The 20,050-nt window shown below is 68.4% G+C and carries 16 protein-coding genes; 11 read left to right on the forward strand and 5 right to left on the reverse strand.

Annotation, left to right across the window (positions count from 1 at the left end; all coding sequences use genetic code 11):
- Positions 1–69: 69 nt before the first annotated feature.
- From ACT53R_RS17445 to ACT53R_RS17455, 3 genes are all read right to left on the reverse strand, one after another.
- The gene (locus ACT53R_RS17445) at positions 70–1,146 is read right to left on the reverse strand and encodes a bifunctional nicotinamide-nucleotide adenylyltransferase/Nudix hydroxylase (RefSeq protein WP_476173187.1); all 1,077 of its coding nucleotides are present in this window, start codon (positions 1,144–1,146) and stop codon (positions 70–72) included.
- Positions 1,147–1,627: 481 nt separating this feature from the next.
- On the reverse strand, positions 1,628–3,271 hold the full coding sequence (locus tag ACT53R_RS17450; protein ID WP_476173188.1) for a phosphoethanolamine transferase: 1,644 nt from the start codon (positions 3,269–3,271) through the stop codon (positions 1,628–1,630).
- Positions 3,272–3,425: 154 nt separating this feature from the next.
- Positions 3,426–5,843, reverse strand: a complete 2,418-nt coding sequence (locus tag ACT53R_RS17455) for a prolyl oligopeptidase family serine peptidase (RefSeq protein ID WP_476173189.1) — start codon at positions 5,841–5,843, stop codon at positions 3,426–3,428.
- A gap of 354 nt (positions 5,844–6,197) precedes the next feature.
- On the opposite strand from ACT53R_RS17455, the gene ACT53R_RS17460 reads away from it, so the two are divergent.
- Both ACT53R_RS17460 and ACT53R_RS17465 read left to right on the forward strand, forming a co-directional pair.
- Positions 6,198–6,470: a YcgL domain-containing protein gene (locus ACT53R_RS17460; protein ID WP_476173190.1), complete on the forward strand. Its 273-nt coding sequence runs from the start codon at positions 6,198–6,200 to the stop codon at positions 6,468–6,470.
- Entirely contained in the window at positions 6,463–9,825 is a 3,363-nt protein-coding gene (locus ACT53R_RS17465) for an ankyrin repeat domain-containing protein (protein WP_476173191.1), read from the forward strand. The genes ACT53R_RS17460 and ACT53R_RS17465 overlap by 8 nt, the downstream gene beginning before the upstream one ends.
- Before the next feature lie 1,070 nt (positions 9,826–10,895).
- Here ACT53R_RS17465 and ACT53R_RS17470 read toward each other — a convergent pair.
- Together ACT53R_RS17470 and ACT53R_RS17475 are read right to left on the reverse strand one after the other, a co-directional pair.
- Entirely contained in the window at positions 10,896–11,729 is an 834-nt protein-coding gene (locus ACT53R_RS17470) for a DUF4062 domain-containing protein (RefSeq protein WP_476173192.1), read from the reverse strand.
- A 372-nt stretch (positions 11,730–12,101) separates the two neighbouring features.
- On the reverse strand, positions 12,102–12,575 hold the full coding sequence (locus ACT53R_RS17475; RefSeq protein WP_476173193.1) for an Lrp/AsnC family transcriptional regulator: 474 nt from the start codon (positions 12,573–12,575) through the stop codon (positions 12,102–12,104).
- A 133-nt stretch (positions 12,576–12,708) separates the two neighbouring features.
- On the opposite strand from ACT53R_RS17475, the gene phhA reads away from it, so the two are divergent.
- From phhA to ACT53R_RS17520, 9 genes are all read left to right on the forward strand, one after another.
- The gene (gene phhA / locus ACT53R_RS17480) at positions 12,709–13,602 is read left to right on the forward strand and encodes a phenylalanine 4-monooxygenase (protein ID WP_476173194.1); all 894 of its coding nucleotides are present in this window, start codon (positions 12,709–12,711) and stop codon (positions 13,600–13,602) included.
- Between the two features lie 155 nt (positions 13,603–13,757).
- The gene (gene ccoN / locus ACT53R_RS17485) at positions 13,758–15,194 is read left to right on the forward strand and encodes a cytochrome-c oxidase, cbb3-type subunit I (RefSeq protein WP_476173195.1); all 1,437 of its coding nucleotides are present in this window, start codon (positions 13,758–13,760) and stop codon (positions 15,192–15,194) included.
- 43 nt (positions 15,195–15,237) lie between these two features.
- On the forward strand, positions 15,238–15,852 hold the full coding sequence (gene ccoO, locus ACT53R_RS17490; protein WP_476173196.1) for a cytochrome-c oxidase, cbb3-type subunit II: 615 nt from the start codon (positions 15,238–15,240) through the stop codon (positions 15,850–15,852).
- Between the two features lie 3 nt (positions 15,853–15,855).
- Complete coding sequence (locus ACT53R_RS17495; RefSeq protein ID WP_476173197.1) at positions 15,856–16,035, forward strand: cbb3-type cytochrome oxidase subunit 3; 180 nt, start codon at positions 15,856–15,858, stop codon at positions 16,033–16,035.
- Positions 16,032–16,973, forward strand: coding sequence for a cytochrome-c oxidase, cbb3-type subunit III (gene ccoP / locus ACT53R_RS17500; protein WP_476173198.1), 942 nt, complete (start codon positions 16,032–16,034; stop codon positions 16,971–16,973). The genes ACT53R_RS17495 and ccoP overlap by 4 nt, the downstream gene beginning before the upstream one ends.
- A gap of 30 nt (positions 16,974–17,003) precedes the next feature.
- Complete coding sequence (locus ACT53R_RS17505) at positions 17,004–17,354, forward strand: hypothetical protein (RefSeq protein ID WP_476173199.1); 351 nt, start codon at positions 17,004–17,006, stop codon at positions 17,352–17,354.
- A gap of 93 nt (positions 17,355–17,447) precedes the next feature.
- A complete protein-coding gene (locus tag ACT53R_RS17510; protein ID WP_476173200.1) occupies positions 17,448–19,010 on the forward strand; it encodes a 4Fe-4S dicluster domain-containing protein in 1,563 nt (520 codons plus the stop codon).
- Positions 19,007–19,537: a FixH family protein gene (locus ACT53R_RS17515; RefSeq protein ID WP_476173201.1), complete on the forward strand. Its 531-nt coding sequence runs from the start codon at positions 19,007–19,009 to the stop codon at positions 19,535–19,537. Before ACT53R_RS17510 ends, ACT53R_RS17515 begins: the two co-directional genes overlap by 4 nt.
- A 13-nt stretch (positions 19,538–19,550) precedes the next feature.
- Positions 19,551–20,024 (forward strand): methyltransferase family protein, encoded by a 474-nt coding sequence (locus tag ACT53R_RS17520; RefSeq protein ID WP_476173202.1) that lies wholly within the window; start codon positions 19,551–19,553, stop codon positions 20,022–20,024.
- Positions 20,025–20,050 lie beyond the last annotated feature (26 nt).

Here is a 20,050-nt window from a genome sequence, read left to right on the forward strand (position 1 = left end):
GCTCCTTCGCGTCGAGGGGGAACCGGCGGTCTGTCCGCCGGCGGGGCGGTCGCGTGACGTGTCGTGGCGTCAGCCGCGGCCGAGGAAGAATTCGAGGATGTGGAGATGGTCCTCGAACAACTGCGGACCCATCTCCAGCGCCTGGCTCACCGGCACCCAGCGCGCCTTGTCGGCGTCGTCGCCGCCGCGCACGTCGGGCAGGTCGCCGGACGGAAAATCGAAGTGGAAGGCATGGGTGATCGTGCGCCCGCGCAGGCTGCGTTCGGGATGGTCGAAGACGTGCGCGTGCCGCAGCGAGCCCTTCAGCACGCGCTCCGGCAGCTTCAGCCGGGTTTCCTCGCGCAGTTCGCGCAGGCAGGCGTGCAGCAGCGTTTCGTCCTGGCCGACGAAGCCGCCCGGCAGCGCCCACAGGCCCTTGCCGGGCGCGGCGCGGCGGCGCACCAGCAGCACGTGGCCGGAATGCACGACGACGGCGTCGACGGTGACGAAGGTCGGCGCGTACGGCGCGTCGGCCCACGCGGCGCGGTACTGCTCGATGAAGCGGTATTCGTCGACCAGCTGCGCGAACGCGGGCGAGCTCCTGCGGAAGGCGTCGAGCATGTCGAACACCGGGCCGGGCACGTTCGCGCGCACCAGCATCAGGCCGCCGTGGCTGTCGAGCCGGTTGGCCTCGAACAGGTAGCGGCGCAGTTCGGTGGCGGACAGCGTTTCGGTCTGGGCGACGTCGATCAGCGGCCACTGCGGGAATTCGCGCAGGTAGTAGCTGCTCGCGTCCTTGTCCTGGCCGATCAGGCCGATGCGGGCGTCGGCATCGCCGCCATCGGCCTTCACCGCGGCGGCGACGGTGCGCTGCACGGCGGCGATCCACTGGCTCTCGTTGTAGAGATGATCACGCAGCGGGCGCACGATCAGCCGGTCGCCGGCATCGGCGAGCGCGCCCTGGATCATCACCGTGCGTTCGGCGACGGTCCACGGGTTGCGGATGGTGCGGGGCGTGTCGGCGGAACCGACGAGGAAGATGAGCTTGCGCGCGCGCGCCAGTGCGTGGCGGGCGACGGCGGCGTGGCCGTTGTGGAACGGCTCGAAGCGGCCGATGAAGACGAGATAGTCGAGCGCGTCGCGCTCGCGGGTGTCGCTGCGTTCCATGAGGCTCCCTCACGGTGATGGTGGTCGGCGCGGGGTCTGTCCCGTTGCCTGCGTGAAATGCTACGCCGATGGATCCGGCCGTCAAGCGGTGCTTGGAGGTTGTTTCGTGTTCGACAGGCGGACGATGCAACGGCGGTCGACTTCGGCTGTCATCCCGAGCCGCATCCGAATGTCATCCCGAACCGAAGGTGAGGGATCTGCTGGTCTTTCGTGAAAGCCCGGAATCCTTTTCCGCGCTGGCGCGCGGGCCCCTTTCTTTTCAAAAAGAAAGGGGCGAAAGAAAATTCCTCAGTGCCGATGCAAATCTGCCGTCGGGACCGTGGCCGGGATTTTTCGACGAGGCGTCCTGCCTCGTCGAAAAACGGCGGACATCGTGTCCGCCGCCCTTCGGGTCTCCGATTCCTGGATGCCGCGATGGGTGCGTGCCGCGTATCGGGACGATTGGGTTGTTGTTCGTGGTTGCCGGGCTGCTTGCTACCTGTCAGGGCGCCGCCGCCTTGCCCGTGCAGCCTGCGGTGAAATCAAGCGGCGCCTTGCGCAGGGTGGTGTCGACGTCGGCGAGGCCCAGCACGCTGTGGAAGAAGTTGTCGTGCGACATCGGCTGGCCGGCGCGGGCGCGGATGCAGGCGACGTCCAGGCCGCGGCGGGCGGCGAAGCGGTCCGACACCCACAGCTGCATCGGCACGCGGGTCTGCTGGTCGGGTGCGATCGCGTACGGGGCGCCGTGCAGGTACAGGCCGTGTTCGCCCAGCGATTCGCCGTGGTCGGAGACGTACAGCAGCGCGGGGTCGATCGCCGGGTCGTCGCGCAGCAGTGCGGCCGCGCTCGCGACGATGTGGTCGGCGTAGAGGATGGTGTTGTCGTAGGTGTTGTGCAGCTGCTGGTCGTTGCACTGCTGCAACTGGTTGCTGCGGCACTCGGGCTTGAACTTCGCGAACTCGGCCGGGTAGCGCGCGTAGTAGGCCGGGCCATGGCTGCCCAGCAGGTGGATCACGAACACGGTGTCGCGCTTCACCGCCGGCAGCTCCTGCTTCAGCTGGCGCAGCAGCACTTCGTCGAAGCAGCCTTCGGCGCTGCACAGTGCCGGGTCCTTGCCGTCGCCGAGGAACTTCTCGGTGGCGCGCGCGGCGAGTTTCTTGCTGCCGGTGTTGTTGTCGATCCACACCACGTCGTAGCCGGCGCGCATCAGCAGGTCGAGCAGGTTCTCGCGGTACTTGGCGACGCCGTCCTTGTAGTCGGCGCGGCCCAGGCCGCTGAACATGCACGGCAGCGAGGTCGCGGTGTTGGTGCCGCAGCTGTGCACGTCGGAGAAGTTCACCGGGCCCAGCGCCTGCATCGCCGGGTCGGTCTGGCGGGCGTAGCCGAGGCTGCCGTAGCTGAGCGCGCGTGCGGATTCGCCGATCGCCAGCAGCAGCACCGTCGGCCGCTCGCCCGGGCGCAGCGCGGCGCCGCGTTTCGCGTCGAGGCCGATCTTCTCCAGCGGGCGGTTGTCGTTGCGGGCGTGGTCCATGTACGAAAGCTGCGCCGCCAGCAGCGCGAACGGGTTGGCGAGGTGGCGCAGCTCCAGGTGGTTGCGCACCAGCGAGGCCACGTCCTTGCCGAAGCTCAGCGCCGACACGCCCAGCAGCGCGCAGACGAGCAGCGCCAGCTTGATCCGCGACCACAGTTCGCGCAGCGGCGAGTGCCAGTCGATCCGCACCCACCACAGCACGAGGACGGGCAGCACGCCGAGCAGGCCGAGCGTGAGCAGCATGCTGGCGCTGATCCATTCGGTGGCCTCGCGCGAGTCGGTCTCGTACACGCTGGCCAGCGCGTGGCGGTCGATCACCGCGCCGAAGTCGCTCATGAAGAACGCGGCGCCGGCGGACAGCAGCAGCACCAGCGTCAGCCCGGGCTTGAACGTCCAGCGAAAGCTGAGCGGCAGCAGCATGATCGTGGTCAGCGCGAACAGCGCCGCCGCCACCGCGGCGGCCACGCCGGCGCCACGCAGGCCGGTGAAGTCCTGCGCTGAGAACACGACGTGCCAGAAGCGCGCGTTGGCCGCCACCACCAGGAAGGCGACGACGAGCAGGAGGACGGTGTTGGCGCGCAGCAGCGGGCGCCGGGAGGGGCGGGATGAAGACATCGGGGCAGGATGCGGTCGGAGACTTATGCCAGCATGAAGGAAACCGGGCCCGGCGACGCGAGGGTTTCGTTAAGGGCCAGGTGCGTGACGGCCTGCCGGGCCATCGTCCCGGGCCGGGACCCGGGCTCGGGGCCCGGGTTCCGGAGGCGCCGGCTCAGCGCGCCGGCTGCAGGGTGCGGTCGAACAGTTCCATGATCCGGCGGTACTCGTCGTACCAGGCCGCCGGGTGGGTGAAACCGTGGCGCTCCATCGGGTAGGGCGCGATCTGCCACTTCGCCTTGTGCAGCTCGATCAGCTTCTGGGTCATCACCACCGAATCACGGAAGAACACGTTGTCGTCGATCATGCCGTGGCAGATCAGCAACTCGTCCTGCAGGCCGGCGGCGTATTCGATCGGCGAGGACTGGCGGTAGGCCTCCGGGTCCAGCGTCGGCGTGTTGAGGATGTTGCTGGTGTACTCGTGGTTGTACTGCGACCAGTCGGCCACCGGGCGCAGCGCGGCGCCGGCCTTGAACGTGCCCGGTGACTTGAACAACGCCATGAAGGTCATGAAGCCGCCGTAGCTGCCGCCGTAGATGCCGGCGCGGTCGCGGTCGCCCTGTTTGTTGGCGACCAGCCAGTCGAGGCCGTCGAGGTAGTCCTGCAGTTCCGGTTCACCCATGTGCCGGTAGATCGCGGTGCGCCAGTCGCGGCCGTTGCCGGCCGAGGCGCGATAGTCGAGATCCAGCACGATGTAACCCTTGCGCACCAGCAGGTCGTGGAACATCTGCTCGCGGAAGTAGTTCGGGTAGCGCGCGGTGACGTTCTGCAGGTAGCCGGCGCCGTGCACGAACATCACGATCGGGTACTTGCGGCCGGGTTCCGGCGTCTTCGGGCCGTAGTACTTGCCCCAGATCGTGCCGGCGCCGTGCTTCGACGGCACCTGCACGAATTCCGGTGCGGTCCACGCGATCGCCTTGAAGGCGTCGGTGCGGGTGTCGGTGAGTTCGGTCGCCTTCCCGCCGCCGGCCTCGACCACCACCAGCTGCGGCGGCAGGTGGTGGTCGGAATGGCGAACCAGCAGGCGCTTGCCGTCGGGCGATTCGGCGAAGTCCTCCACGCCGTCCAGCGACGTCAGCTCGCGCACTGCCCCGCCGGCGGCCGCCACGTCGCAGACTTCGTAGTCGCCCGGCCATGCGCGGTTGCACAGGAACAGCAGGCGCTTGCCGTCGGCCGACAGCGTCGGCGACGACGCTTCCCACTTGCCCGACGTCAGCGCGCGCGGCTTGCCGCCGTCGCTGGCGTAGAGGTGCGAATACCCGCTTTCCTCCGACAGGTACCACAGCGTGCGACCGTCCGGCAGCCAGCCGAAATCGTTGAAATCCCAGTTGATCCAGGCGTCGTCGTGCAGGCGATGGCGCGCCTGCAGCGTCGCCGCGGCCGGATCGATCACCGCGATCCAGCGATCCTTGTTGTCGACCGCGCGCACCAGCACCGCCGCGCGGGCGCCGTCGTCGCTCCAGTGCAGCGCCGGGCCGCTGCCGTCGCCGTCGGTCTCGATCCGCACCGGGCGGTTGCCCTTCAGCGGGTCCTGCTTCGCCGCCTTGCGCATCGCGGCCAGCGGATCGGCCGCGATGCCCGGCAGCGCGTCGTATTTGAGTTCGGTGGCCTTCGCCGCCGCCACGTCGACCAGCCACAGCGTGTGCGGCACCGGCGCGTTGCGGTCGACCCGGGTGCGGACCTCCTCGAATTCCTCGTAACCCGATTCGGTCACGTACTTTGGCATCTTGCCGTCCTGCCCGCCGTCGGCGCCCTTGGCCGCGGTGACGACCAGCAGCCAGCGGCCGTCGGGCGAGAGCGCGCTGTCGAGGATCTCCACGCCCTTGCCGAGGTAGGCCGGCGCCGGCGCACGGGTCGGGTCGGCGCGGCGCCACGCGGCGTCCTGGTCGCGCGCGGCCTCGCGGCGGGCGCGATCGTCGCGCAGGGTATCGAGCAGGCGCAGCTGGCGGTCGCGCAGGTCGTCGGCGGGCGGCGCCTTCGCCGGATCGTCGCCGGCGACGACGTTCGACGCCTGCACCACGCCGTTCGCGGCGGTCCAGCGGTACCAGTCGTTGCCGGCGCGCCAGACCAGCCCGCCGTCGCGGCCCCACTGCGGGCGCGATTCCTCGGCGTCGGTGCGGGTGAGCTGCGTCAGCGCGCCGCTGCGCAGGTCGCGCACGAAGATGTCGCCGTTGCGCGCGAACGCCATGCGAGCGCGTGCGGCGTCGAATGCGGGATCGCCCGCGTCCAGGTCCGCGCGCGCCGCGTCGGCCACGCGCGCCGGGGCGCCGCCGGCGACCGGCACGGCCCAGGTGTCGCGGATCGTCGCGCCGTCGCGCTTGCGCTGGTACAGCGCGCGGCTGCCGTCCCACGACCACCACGCGCGCTCCACGCCGCTGCCGATCCAGTCCGGGTCGGACATGATCGTGTCGAGCGTCGGGCCCGGGGGCGGTGCGGTCTGCGCGGCGGCGGCGGAAGCGAGCAGCACCGCGGCGGCGGTGAGCGAGAGGCGGAACGGCAACGGGACCCTGCGGGTCGCGGAACGAACGGTCATGGCGGGCGCCGGCGGACGGGAAACGACAGAGCTTAAGCGTCCGACTGCCGCGGGTCGCCGGGCCGATGGTCATGCGCGGCCACCCCTCCGCCAAGGTGACGCCGGAGGCACGCGAAAAAAGTCCCGCCGCATCTGGCCCGAAACCGTGCCTTGCCGCACAATTCGCCGGGAATCTCCACGTTCTCCGGCAGTTGGGCGATACTTGGACGCATCCGCCGCAGGTTTGGCGCGCAAGCGACTGATCTGACAGGGGCAGGCCCATCCGGGCCTGTGGCGCCGAGGTCCCCGTCCCCGCCTTCCGGCGGGGTGTCGGGGTGTCTCCGTTCCCCGCCAAGGCAGCGTCCCGTCCCGGCCATGCAAGCGTACGTCTACAAGAGCCAGCGGAAGGCCGATACCTATGTCTACCTCGCGGTGCGCGACGATTTCGAGCGCCTGCCGCCGCCGCTGCGCGAGCAACTGGGCACGCTGCGCTTCGTGCTGGAAGTCGCGCTGACGCCCGGGCGCAGCCTCGCCCGCGAGAATCCGGAGAAGGTCCGCGAGAACCTCGCCGGCCGCGGCTTCCACATCCAGTTCCCGCCGACGCTGGCGGTCGATCCGATGACCGACGACTGGGGGACGGATGCCTGATCCCGGCATCCCCGACGCCGACCTGCGCGCCTCCGACGCCGACCTCCCCGAGGCCGCGGTCGTCGCCACGCCGCCGCGGTCGCCGCGCGTGCATGCGGGTGCGCTCGCGGCCGGCGTCGCGCTGACCCTGGCCGCCGGCGCGGGCAGCGTGGTCGTCGGCGGCATCGCCGGCGCGGTGCTGGCCGGGGCCTGCGCGCTGCTGGCGCAGCCGGCGTTCGCGCTGGGGCTGCGTGGCGGCCGCCTCGATCCGCGCGAGGCCGGACTGATCGCGCTGCTCTGGGGCGTGGCGCTGCTCGCCGTCGGCGTGCTGCTGGCCTGGCCGCTGTCGTCGCTGCTGCAGGGCGGGTCGCTGGGCGCCGCGCTGGCGGTGAGCACCGTGGCCGGTGGCGGCGTGCTCGGTTTGTGGCGCACCTGGCCGCTGTGGCGCTGGCAGGAAGGCGAGGGTGGCGATCTCCGCGATCACTGGCGCGCGCTGGTCGACACCGACACCCGCGACTGGCGCGGTCTCGGCGCCGCGCTGCTGCTGGCGCTGCCGCTGCTCGGCACGGTGCTGCTGGCGTGGCCTGCGTTGCTGTCGGCGCCGGTGCGCTGGGCGGTCGCCGGCCTGTGCGCAGTGGCGTGGCCGCTGGCGCATCGTGCGCTGCTGCGGCTGCCGTCGCCGTCGCCGGTGCGCGCCGAAGACCTGCTGCAGGCCGCGCTGGACGAAGAAGACGCCGACGCCACCGCCATCGCCGGCCAGGGCGAGGATCTCGAAGCCGCGCTGTACGACGCCGCGCGTCACGGCCGGGTCGAGCGCGCGCTGGCGCTGCTCGATGCCGGCGCGCATCCGCATGCGCCGCCGCCCGCCGACGCCCGCGACCAGCGCAGCCTGCCGATGCTGGCCGCGGTGCTGCCCGACCTGCGCCTGCTGCGCACGCTGATCGCCCACGGCGTCGACCTCAACGCCGCGCACGCCGGCGTCACTCCACTGATTTCCGCCACCCGCGACAGCTGGCATGGCCGCCCCGAAGCGGTGATGACCCTGCTCGCCAATGGCGCCGACCCGCGCATCGCCGATGCCGACGGCAACACGCCGCTGCACCACGCCGCGCGCAGCTCCGACCCGGGCGTCGCCGCGCTGCTGCGCGACGCCGGCGCCGAGATCGATCCGCCCAACCGCGACGGCCTGACCCCGCTCGCGCTGGCTTGCACCGCCGGCAACTGGCGGCTCGCGCGCTTCCTGCTGGAACGCGGTGCGAAGCCCGACCTGCCCGGCGCCGTGCCCGCGCTGCTGGCCGCGGCCGGCGGCGACGAGGACGACCCGGCCGGCGTGCAGCTGCTGCTCAAGCACCGCGCGAAGGCCGATGCCCGCGACGCCCGCGGCCGCAGCGCGCTGCACGAGGCCGCGCTCGCCGGCCACGACGAGATCGTCGGCGTGCTGCTCGGCGCCGGTGCCGACGTGCACGCCCGCGACCACGCCCAGCGCACTGCGTTCCTCGAAGCCGCCCGCGGCGGGCATCTGCAAGCGCTGCAGGCGCTGCTGGTCGGCCGCCCCGATCCGCACGCCGTCGACGCGGACGGTCGCACCGCGCTGGTGCTGGCCTGCCGCGCCGACGCGCCGTCGCCGGCGCTGATCCAGACGCTGCTGGACCTCGGCATCGACCGCGAACGCACCGATGCCGAAGGCCGTCGCGCGATCGACCACGCCGCCGCCGCCGGTCGCTGGGCGCTGGTGGCCGCGATCGACGCCGACTACCTGCTGCCGGCGCGCGTCGGCGACGCCGTCGAACCCGACGCCCCGCCGCCGGATCGCCCGCCGCTCGAACTGCTGCGCGAGGCGCTGGACGCCCGCGACGACGCGGCCGCCGCGCGCTGGGTCGCGCTGGTCGACGGCGCCGCGCTGGCGACGCTGCTGCACGACGGCCGCGCGCCCGCCGCGGTGTCGCGGATCGAGTGGCTGCTGCGCCACGGCGCCGCTGCCGAAACCCGCGACGCCGCAGGCGACACGCCGCTGTTCGCGTGGCTGGCGCAGGGTCCGGCCGCGGTGCCTGCGATGCAGGCGCTGTTGCGCCGCGGCGTCTCGCCCGCCGGCGCCGGCGGGCTGGCGCGCTTCCTCGCCGCCTGCGTCGCCGCCGATCGCGCCGAGCGCGGGCTGGAACGCTTCGCCCTCGACCTGCTGGACCGCGGCGCCGACCCGTTCGCTGCTTCGGCCGCCGGCGATCCGCCGCTGGCGCTGGCCGTGCGCCTCGGCTGGGGCGCGCTGATCGGCCGCCTGATCGACCTCGGCGTGGCGCTCGACAGCCGCGACGCCCGCGGCATGACCGCGCTGCACCTCGCCGCCGCGCTGCGCCGCGAATCCGTGCTCAAGCAGCTGATCGTCCACGGCGCCTCGCCGGCCGTGCGCGCCGCCGACGGCCAGACGCCGCTGGGCGTCGCGCTGTCCAGCGGCCGCCGCGACCTTGCCGACTGGCTGGACTGGCGCCACTGGCCGCTGCCGGGCCGCCCGCTGCGCGCCACCGACCTGCCCGCCGCCGCGGTGCTGGGCGACGCCGACGCCGTGCGCCGCCTGCTGGACCTCGGCCTGTCGATCGACGCCGTCGACGCGCAGGGCTGCACCGCGCTGCTCCGCGCCGCCGGTGGTGGCCATCGCGCCGTGGTCGAACTGCTGCTCGCCCGCGGCGCCGATCCCGCGCTGGCCGCGCGCACCGGCGCCACCCCGCTGTCGGCCGCGGTCAGCATGCGCCAGACCGACATCGTCGACCGCCTGCTGGCCGCCGGCGCGACGCTGGAACAGCGCCTGCCCGGCGAAGTCACCGTGCTGATGCTGGCCGCCGCGCTGGGCCTGCCCGACGTCTGCACCCGCTTGCTCGCCGCTGGCGCGAACATCAATGCCGCCGACGCGCAGGGCCTCACCCCGCTGCACTGCGCCGCGCTCTACGGCTTCACCACCCGCGACCGCCGCCGGCTGGTGGCGCTGCTCGACGCTCTGCTGCTGGCCGGCGCCGACCCCGACGCCCAGGCGGCCGGTGGCGTCACTCCGCTGCTGATGCTGCTCGGCGCCCGCGCCGAACCCGGCACCGCCTGCGACGAGGACGTGGTCATCGCCGGCCTGGTGCGCCTGCTCGACGAAGGCGCCACCCTGAAGGTCCGCGACCCCCGCGGCTTCGGCCCGCTGCACCTCGCCGCCCTGCACGGCCTGCTGCGCACCACTCGCCAGCTGATGCAGGACGGCGCCGACCCCGCCGCCCGCGATGCCCTCAACCGCACCCCGCGCGAGATCGCCGTGATGCGCGGCTTCGTCGACGTCGCCGCGGAGTTCGTGCCGCAGACGGGCGATGTCTCGATGGCGCGGTTTCTGAAGGATCGGGGGAGCTGAGGCGGGGCGGGTGCGGCGTTTCGGCGTCCCGCGCATCTTCGGGCTTCGGTCGTCGGATTTCCCGCTGTCCTCCCGCGTCCCGCTGTCATCCCTCGTTTCGCTGTCATCCCACGCCCCGCTGTCATCCCGAGCGCAGCGAGGGACCTGCTTCAGCCGTTGCCCTTGCCGCCTTGGCGGGTGCCGCTGCTTTGGCCGTTGCCGCTGCTCTTGCCGTCGCCCCGGCGAAGGCCGGGGTCCAGCCCGTCGCCCTTTCCATTGTCATCCCGAGCGCAGCGAGGGATATGCTGTTGCTTGCGTGATTCGCGGGAGCCGGCGAAGCATCGCACGGTGATGTGTCCGCGATGCCGGACTGAATCGCGGCGTTCACGACGTTGGATTTCACGCAGCCTCCCGCGAAAGCCCGGAATCCTTTTCGCGCTGGCGCGCGAGTCACTTTCTTTTGCGAAAAGAAAGTAACCCAAGAAAACTTTTCAGGTCCAGATCAAATCTGCCACCGGAGATGTGGCCGGGATTTTTCGACGAGGCGTCCTGCCTCGTCGAAAAACGGCGCGCGTCCTGCGCGCCGCCCGTTGGGTCTTCTAAGACTGTATTGGCGCGAAGGCTGTGCCGTCGATTGCACGATGAGGGTTTTGGTAAGGCGGAGCCGCCGCAGGCGATTCCGCCACTGAAACCACCTTCGTCGCTGATGGCGGAATGACCAGCTTCGCCATTTGAGTCGCATCGCTGCGTGGGTTCTGCTCTGCGAATGCGCTTTTGCGGCTTTAATTCACCGTTTCACGGGCGGCGAAGCCTCTTGCGGCTCAGCCATACACCATGGCGGGTCAAGACCCGCCCTACTACCCCCAGCTTTCGTAGGGCGGGTCTTGACCCGCCTTACGGGTTGTCGATTGCACAATGAACCTCGTCGCAAGGCAGGACTAGCCGCAGGCGATTTCGCTAGTACGGGCGCAAAGCGTCGTAGGCGCATAAGCCGAAGGCGTCATGCGCCGTCACACGCCACCAATGGCGAGTGACTTTAGAAAGTGCATGACGCTTCGCTTGTGCGCCCTGCGTATACACCTTGCGACCATTTATGATAGAAAATCGGCCATGTCGTATCCGGCTTTGGTTATTTGGAACATCTCGCGTTTGTAGTTCAAGGCTTTTATAAGCCCTGAATTCTCGAGCTCTTCAAGCGCAGATGTCCAAGTTGCGCGGGATCGATCGCTTCCATCTTCAATGACATTCTTGCCGTTAACTTGAATTGTGCGGCCTCCGATGTAAGACAAATTCATGATGTGGCCTGATGAGTCGAGTGCGCACTCTTTTAGTAAATATGATGCTTCCTTTGAAAGTCCGACAATCTTTGTCGTGGGCTCTATAATTTCGCCGGATGTGGCTGATGATTTATGAAAGTAGCTGTCATTGTTTAGCTTGATTTGAATTTGTCGGTAGAGTTTTGCTCGAAATTCATTGAGGTCTGCGTATGATTCATACAATCCGCGGCTTTGGCAGGTTCTCTTGAAATCCTGGAGTTTTGCGTATTGCTCTGGGTCAATGCTGTCTGGAACAACTGGAGTGGACGAGAAATAAAGCATGGTTGGCTTTCCGGATTTAATGTGCTCCTCAATCTCTTCCACACTCCCGCTGGCGTACTCACCTGTTGGAGTGCCAATTCGCGTCCAAAAGACACCGATAAGCAAGTCGCAGTTATTAAGAACTTGTTTGTTGATTATTGCTTGAGGTCTATCGCCCATTTCAGGTACGGCATGAGTTTCCCAGCCGGCAGGAAGAAGTACTCGATGCGATTTTCTTGAGTTGACAATATTCCACTCCGCGAGCAGTTCTCTGACAATAGACCGCTCGGCCGATACATCGCCAGGAGAGGCAATCATAACTTCATAGACTGTCGCAGGATGGCTCACAAAAGCTCCTAAAGGGATGGCCAAAAATACCTCAGGCCAGTAGTTGGGTATAAAGCCAATTCTCGTCTCGCTCCAAGTGACCGTCAACGCCTCTAGCGCACGCGAATCAATGGATTGCCGATGCCACATGCGCTGACGTACCGGAGGTGGAAGGTGTTATCCGGTGTCTATGGCGCATAAAACTTGATATTCGTGTTGCGCGGCGTTGATTCGGCTGCTTCTGGAAGGACGCATACACAGAAAAGCAGGTCCCTCGCTCCGCTCGGGATGACAGTGAAAGAGCTTGAAGGCTGGCCCCCGGCCTTCGCCGGGGCGACGTTCCTATGGCAATGCCGGCAACGATAGACAAGGGCGATCAAACCGCGCGCAAGCTCACCTCCCCACCGCCAACCCCCGAAACGCCTTCACCGTTCTCAGCACGAAACTCGAATTCACGTCCGCCACGCCGGCCTGGTTCAACAGGCGGTCGAGGAGGAAGCGGGAGAAGTGGTCGAGGTCGCGGACGACGACGTGCACGAGGTAGTCCATGTCGCCGGTGAGGGCGTGGCAGGCGACGACTTCTTCCCATTCGTTGACGAAGGCGGCGAAGGCGGCGACGGCCTCGGCGTCGTGGCGGGCCAGCTGGACGCGGACGAAGGCCTGCAGGCCGAGGCCCAGGCGTTCGGGGTCGACTTCGGCGCGGTAGCCGGCGATCACGCCCTCGCGTTCGAGGCGCTGGACGCGGCGCAGGCAGGCGGACGGGGAGAGGTGGACGCGTTCGGCCAGTTCGGCGTTGGTCTGGCGGCCGGCGCGCTGGAGTTCGGCCAGCAGTAGCAGGTCGGTGCGGTCGAGGTCGACGGATGGCACGGGATTGCTCCGGATTCGCGTTTCGGCGCAACGATCTTGCGCCGGAGCCGCGCTCCGGCGCAATCGTGCAAGCCCATTGCGCGGACGAGCGCCTAAAGTGGCCCATCCTTGCCTAATCCGGAGTCCGGCCGTGATGACCCCCGCCCCCCAGCGTGTCGAACACCAGATGACCGACAAGGGCTACGTGCCGGTCTACACCACGGCGGTCGTCGAGCAGCCGTGGGACGACTACACCGAGACCGACCACCGGGTGTGGGCGACGCTGTTCGAGCGCCAGCAGGCGCTGCTGCAGGGCCGGGCCAGCGAGGAGTTCCTGCGGGCGCAGCAGGCGATGGGCATGACCGCCGACCGCATCCCGAAGTTCGCCGATCTCGACCGCATGCTCCGGGCCGCCACCGGCTGGGAGATCATCGGCGTGGAGGGGCTGCTGCCCGAGCTGGACTTCTTCGAGCATCTGGCGAACCGCCGCTTCCCGGTGACCTGGTGGATCCGCACGCCGGAGCAGCTGGACTATCTGGCCGAGCCGGACCTGTTCCACGACCTGTTCGGCCACGTGCCGCTGCTGATGAACCCGATGTTCGCCGACTACATGGCCGCCTACGGCCGCGGCGGGGTGAAGGCGCACGGTGTCGGCCCGGAGGCGCTGGTCAACCTGACCCGACTCTATTGGTATACGGTCGAGTTCGGCCTGATCCGCGAGGCCGGCGGCCTGCGCATCTACGGCGCCGGCATCCTCAGCTCCAAGGGCGAGAGCATCCACTGCCTCGAAAGCGCCGCGCCCAACCGCATCGGCTTCGACCTGGAGCGGATCATGTGCACGCGCTATCGGATCGACAGCTACCAGAAGACGTACTTCGTCATCGACAGCTACGCGCAGCTGATGGACGCCACGCGCCCCGACTTCGTGCCGATCTATGCGCGACTGGCCGGGCGCGACTCGCATCCGGCCGGCACGGTGCTCGACACCGACACGGTGTTCAATCGCGGCACCGGCGAGGGCTGGGCGGCGGCGGAAGGCGATGTCTAGTCGACCAAGGTCGCATAGGCGTCATCGATCGGGGGCCCGCTTCGGCGGGCCTCTTCCGTTCCGGGCCGCCGCCGGCCCGGGGCCTGCGCTTGATCCGGATCAAAACGTTCCCTTAACGCGGTCCATACTATGCGCGGCAACCGGAGGAAGTACCCATGCGCACCGCGGATACCTACAACGACAAAGTCGTTCTGCAGTTCTCGGTGATGACAGTGGTCTGGGGCATCGTTGGGATGCTCGTGGGCCTCTTCATCGCTGCCCAGATGTATTGGCCCGCCCTCAACTTCGACCTGCCCTGGTTGTCGTTCGGGCGCCTCAGACCGTTGCATACCAACGCGGTGATCTTCGCGTTCGGCGGCAGCGCCCTGTTCGCGACCAGTCTCTACGTGGTCCAGCGAACGTCACACGTCCGATTGCTCTCGGACAAGCTCGCCGCCTTCGTGTTCTGGGGCTGGCAACTGGTCATCGTGCTCGCCGCCGTCACGCTCCCGCTGGGCATGACCGAAGGCAAGGAGTACGCCGAACTGATCTGGCCGATCGACGTCCTGATCGCCGTGGTCTGGGTCGCGTACGCGGTGCTGTTCTTCGGCACCATCGGCAAGCGCAAGGTCAAGCACATCTACGTCGCCAACTGGTTCTACGGCGCGTTCATCATCGCGGTGGCCCTGCTGCACATCGTCAACAGCCTGGCGATCCCGGTCGACCTGACCCACTCCTTCCCGATCTACAGCGGTGCCGTCGATGCGATGGTGCAGTGGTGGTACGGCCACAACGCGGTGGGCTTCTTCCTGACCGCGGGCTTCCTGGGGATGATGTACTACTTCATCCCGAAGCAGACCGGCCGCCCGGTGTACTCGTACCGGCTGTCGATCGTGCACTTCTGGGCGCTGATCGCCATCTACATGTGGGCCGGCCCGCACCACCTGCAGTACACGGCGCTGCCGGACTGGGCGCAGAGCCTGGGCATGGTGTTCTCGCTGATCCTGCTGGCGCCGTCGTGGGGCGGCATGATCAACGGCATGATGACCCTCTCGGGCGCGTGGCATAAGCTCCGCACCGATCCCATCCTGAAGTTCCTGATCGTCTCGCTCAGCTTCTACGGCATGTCGACCTTCGAAGGCCCGATGATGTCGATCAAGACGGTCAACTCGCTGTCGCACTACACGGACTGGACCATCGGCCACGTGCACTCCGGTGCCCTCGGCTGGGTGGCGATGATTTCGATCGGTTCGATCTACGCGTTGCTGCCGCGCCTGCTGGGCACGAAGGAGATGTGGTCGACCAAGCTGATCGACACGCACTTCTGGACGCACACCATCGGCGTCGTGTTCTACATCGCCTCGATGTGGATCGCCGGCGTGATGCAGGGCCTGATGTGGCGCGCGACCAACAGCGACGGCACGCTGACCTACAGTTTCGTCGAAGCGCTCAACGCCACGTACCCGTACTACCTCGGCCGCATCGCCGGTGGCGCGCTGGTCGTGGTCGGCATGCTGATCATGGCCTTCAACGTGATCCGCACCTGGCAGATGGCGAAGGGCCCGGTCGAGTATCCGGTCATCGCCCCCGACGCCACGGAGGCGCGCGCCTGATCGCGCGCGCCACCTACCGCCACACGCACGAGAGACGAAGACCATGAGCCACGCTCACGAGAAAGTCGAAAAGAACATCACCCTGATGGCGATCCTGATCGCGGTCGCGGTGTCGTTCGGCGGCATCGCGGAAATCGTTCCGCTGATGTTCCAGGCCGAAGCGATCAAGCCGCTGCCGGGCGTCAAGCCCTATCCCGCCCTGGAACTGGCCGGCCGCCAGATCTACATTCGCGAAGGCTGCTACAACTGCCACTCGCAGATGGTCCGCACGCTGCGCTTCGAGACCGAGCGCTACGGCCATTATTCGCTGGCCGGCGAGTCGGTGTACGACCGCCCGTTCCAGTGGGGCAGCAAGCGCACCGGTCCCGACCTGGCCCGCGTCGGCGGCCGCTACTCCGACGACTGGCACCGCGCGCACCTGGACAACCCGCGCGACGTGGTGCCCGAGTCGAACATGCCCGGCTTCCCGTGGCTGGCCGACAACGGCATCGACCCGACGCTGCTGAAGAAGGAAATGCAGGCGCTGAAGACCCTCGGCGACCCGTACACGCAGGCCGACATCGACGGCGCCGCGGAAGCGGTGCGCGACAAGACCGAACAGGACGCGGTGATCGCGTACCTGCAGGGCCTCGGCAAGCACGCGCCCCGCGGAGACTGAGCCATGATCTCCGGCATCATCACCGCGTTCCTGCTGCTGCTCTTCCTGGTCGGCTCGGTGTGGGTCTTCAGTCCGCGCCGCAAGCGCGAATTCGATGCCGCCGCGCAATTGCCGCTGGGCGACGACGTGCCGCTGGCCGTTGAAACGAACGAATCGAAAGAGAAAGAGGAGACGACCCGATGAACACGGGCTCCATGAGTGCGGGCTGGTCGACCTTCATCATCGCCCTGGTGGTGCTGAACGTCGTGGGCTGCGTGTGGCTGATCTGGTGGACGGCGAAGGTTCGCCCGGGCGATCCGCGCCCCACCGACACCAGCCATGTGTGGGACGAGAACATCACCGAGTACAACAAGCCGTTGCCGAAGTGGTGGAACAACCTCTTCTATCTCACCATCGTCTTCACGATCGGCTATCTGGCCTGGTTCCCGGGTCTGGGCGCCTTCGCCGGCTACAGCGGCTGGAGTTCGGCCAAGCAGCACGATGCCGACAAGGCCACCGAGGACAAGAAGCTGGAAGCCACCTTCGCGCCGTTCGCGGGCAAGCCGATCGACGTGATCGCGCAGGACCCGAAGGCGCTGAAGCTGGGCAAGGCGATCTTCTCCAACACCTGCGCGGCCTGCCACGGTTCCTCGGCCAAGGGTGCCGTCGGCTATCCCAACCTCACCGACAACATCTGGCATTGGGGCGGTTCGCCCGACCAGATCCTGGAGACCGTGCTCAACGGCCGCCAGGCGGCGATGCCGGCCTGGGAACAGGCGCTGGGTGGCAAGGAAGGCGTCACCGCGGTCGCCGTGTACGTGCAGTCGCTGCACGGGCTGAAGGCCGACCCGTCGCTGGTGAGCATCGGCAAGAACAAGTACGAGACCATCTGCGTCAGCTGCCATGGCCCGGACGGCAAGGGCATGCAGGCGGTCGGCGCGCCCGACCTGACCGACGACTACTGGCTCTACGGTGACAGCCTCGCGACCCTGCAGCAGTCCATCGGCCAGGGCCGCAACGGCCAGATGCCGGCGCATGCCCCGATCCTGGGTGAAACCCGCGCCCGCCTCGCCGCTGCCTATGTGTGGTCGCTGTCGCACAAGTCGCCGGCCGATGCGGCGACGGCGGGTGGGGCACAATAGGTTCTCACCCGACACAGAGGAGGCGCCGCGATGACCCGCGATCAAGATCAAGGCCAGAACCACGATCCCGATCAGGTTCCCGCGGCGCCCCCGGTGTCCGCACCGCTGCCGTTCGATCACCCGCCCCGGTCGCTCTCGCAGCGGCTCGGGGCGATTCTCTGGCCGAGCTTCTTCGCCGCCGCAGTCTCCACCATGGTCTGCTTCGCGCTGCTGGATCCGCTGACCCTGCGCGACATGACCTTCCCGCATCTGGAGATCAGCCGCGAGACCGGCTACGCCATCGGCTTCTTCGCCTTCTGGGTCGCGACGGCCGCGTCCAGCCTGTTCACGTGGATCCTGCTGCGCCCGGCCAGCCGCTTCAATCACGCGCTGAAGTCGTAGCCGTCGCGGGATTATTTCAGTTTTTTCTAATATAATGCGTCTGCCGTCGCGCGCGCCGCGGCCGGCGACGCCCCCCATCGTGTCCACGCCGCCATGAACAAGCAGATCCCGATCAAGGTCGCCGACGAACCGGCATCGATGTACGTCAGCGAGAAGAAGATCCATCCGCGCGACGTCGACGGCCGGTTCCAGCGACTGCGCAAGGTCGCCGTGTGGGTGCTGCTGGGCATGTTCTACGTCTTCCCGTGGCTGACCTGGCACACGGGCAACACCAGCCGCCAGCTGGTGCTGTTCGATCTGCCGGCCCGCAAGTTCTACGTGTTCGGGCTGAATTTCTGGCCGCAGGATTTCGTGTTCCTGGCGATGCTGCTGATCATCGCCGGCCTCTCGCTGTTCTTCTTCACCGCGCTGGCCGGCCGCCTGTGGTGCGGCTATGCCTGCCCGCAGACGGTGTGGACCGAAGTCTTCATCTGGATCGAGCGCTGGGCCGAAGGCGACCGCAACAAGCGCATCAAGTTCGACGCCTCGCCGTGGACCGGCGAGAAGATCCGCCGCCGCGGTGGCAAGCACGTGTTGTGGCTGGTGTTCGCGCTGTGGACCGGCTTCACCTTCGTCGGCTTCTTCACCCCGATCCGCGATCTCGCGCACCGCATGGTGCCGTTCGCCTGGGGCGGATGGGAAACGTTCTGGGTGTTCTTCTACGCGCTGGCCACGTGGGGCAACGCCGGCTTCCTGCGCGAGCAGGTGTGCAAGTACATGTGCCCCTACGCGCGCTTCCAGAGCGCGATGTTCGACCGCAACACGCTGATCATCGCCTATGACCCCATGCGCGGCGAGCCGCGCGGCGCGCGCAAGAAGGGCAAGATCACCAGCGTGCTGGAGCGCGCCCGCGGCCTGATCGACAAGGCCACCGCCTACGACTACGTCTTCCGTGCCGCGCACCACCACACCGCCGCGGACAACCTGGTGTCTGCACGCGGCAACACCGCGATTGCCGATCCGGGCCTGCATGCCGAACCGCTGCCGAAGTTCGAGCCCGAGCAGCTCGGTGACTGCGTCGACTGCACCATCTGCGTGCAGGTCTGCCCGACCGGCATCGACATCCGCAACGGCCTGCAGTACGAGTGCATCGCCTGCGGCGCCTGCATCGACGCCTGCAACGAGGTGATGGACAAGGTCGGCTACCCGCGCGGCCTGATCCGCTACGCCACCCAGAACGAGATCGACGGCAAGCCGTCGCAGGTGGTGCGCCCGCGCATCATCGTCTACGGCCTGCTGCTGCTGGCGCTGCTGTGCGGCTGGGCGTGGAGCGTGACCCACCGCAGCGAACTGATCGCCGAAGTGCTGCGCGACCGCAACGCGCTGTACCGCGAGACCGCGCAGGGCGTGCAGAACGACTACACGCTGAAGCTGATCAACAAGACCCAGCAGCCGCACACCTACCGCATCTCGCTGGAGGCGCCCGACGGGCTGGCGTTGGCCAAGGGCACGCAGACCACCGTGCCGGCCGCCGCCGAGCAGGTGCTGAGCCTGCCGTTGACCGTCACCGCCACCGGCGAGATCAGCGGCAAGCGCAAGATCGAATTCATCGTCGAGAGCGAGGACGGCAAGACCCGTCGCGAAGTCGACACCAGCTTCTTCGGACCCGCGCCATGACCGAGCAGACAACGGGCGCGAAGTCCGGCCGCAATCCGATGGTATGGCTGATGATCGGCCTGCCGCTGGCGGCGGTCGTCGCCGGCATCGCCACGCTGGTGATCGCGATCCGCTCCGGCGGCAGCGACGCCATCCCCGAGGACGTGCGCCGCACCGCGCAGATCCAGACCGTCGAACTCGGCGCCGACGAAGCCGCCGCGCAGCGCAAGCTGGCGGCGGTGTTCAGCGTCGACGAGGGCCGCGTGTCGGTGCTCGTGGCCACCGGCGAGTTCGACCGTACCAGGCCGGTGACGCTGCTGCTGCAGCATCCGATCGAAGCGGCGAAGGACATCACCCTCACGCTGCAGCCCGATGCGCGCGGCTGGAGCGCCGAACAGACGCTCGACGCCAGCCATGACTGGCGCCTGCGCCTGAACGACGCCGGCGAGACTTGGCGCCTGCGCGGGCGCCTGCCTGCAGGCCAGCGCGGCACGCTGTTGCGCCCGTCGCTGGAGCAGGACGACGCGGCGGAGCCGCTGGCGAAGTAGCCTGGCGCCTGCCGTGTCGCCGTCGCCCACGCGCTTCGACGCGAAGCTGCCGCCGCCGCTGGTGATGCTGGCGTGCGGCGCCATCGTCTGGGCCGCCGCGCGCCTGCTGCCGGCGCTCGCGATCGAGGTCCCTGCCCGCATCCCGCTGGCGATCGCCGTGGCCGCGATCGCGCTGTCGATCGAACTTGCCGCCGCGGCGCTGTTCTTCCGTCGTCGCACCACGGTCAATCCGCTGAAGCCGGATACCGCAACGCAGTTGGTCGTCGTCGGCCCCAACCGGTTCAGCCGCAATCCGATGTATGTCGGCCAGGCGCTGCTGCTCGCCGCGTGGGCGCTGTGGCTGGCGCATGCGCTGGCGCCACTGGGCGCGGTCGCGTTCGTGCTGTACATCACCCGATTCCAGATCCTGCCCGAGGAGCGCGCGCTGGCCGCGCGTTTTGGCGACGACTGGCGCGCCTACCGCGCACGCGTGCGGCGTTGGCTGTGAATGCGGGCGCCGCCGCCGGCTCTGGC

The sequence above is a fragment of the Lysobacter sp. DMC104 genome (assembly GCF_056313665.1).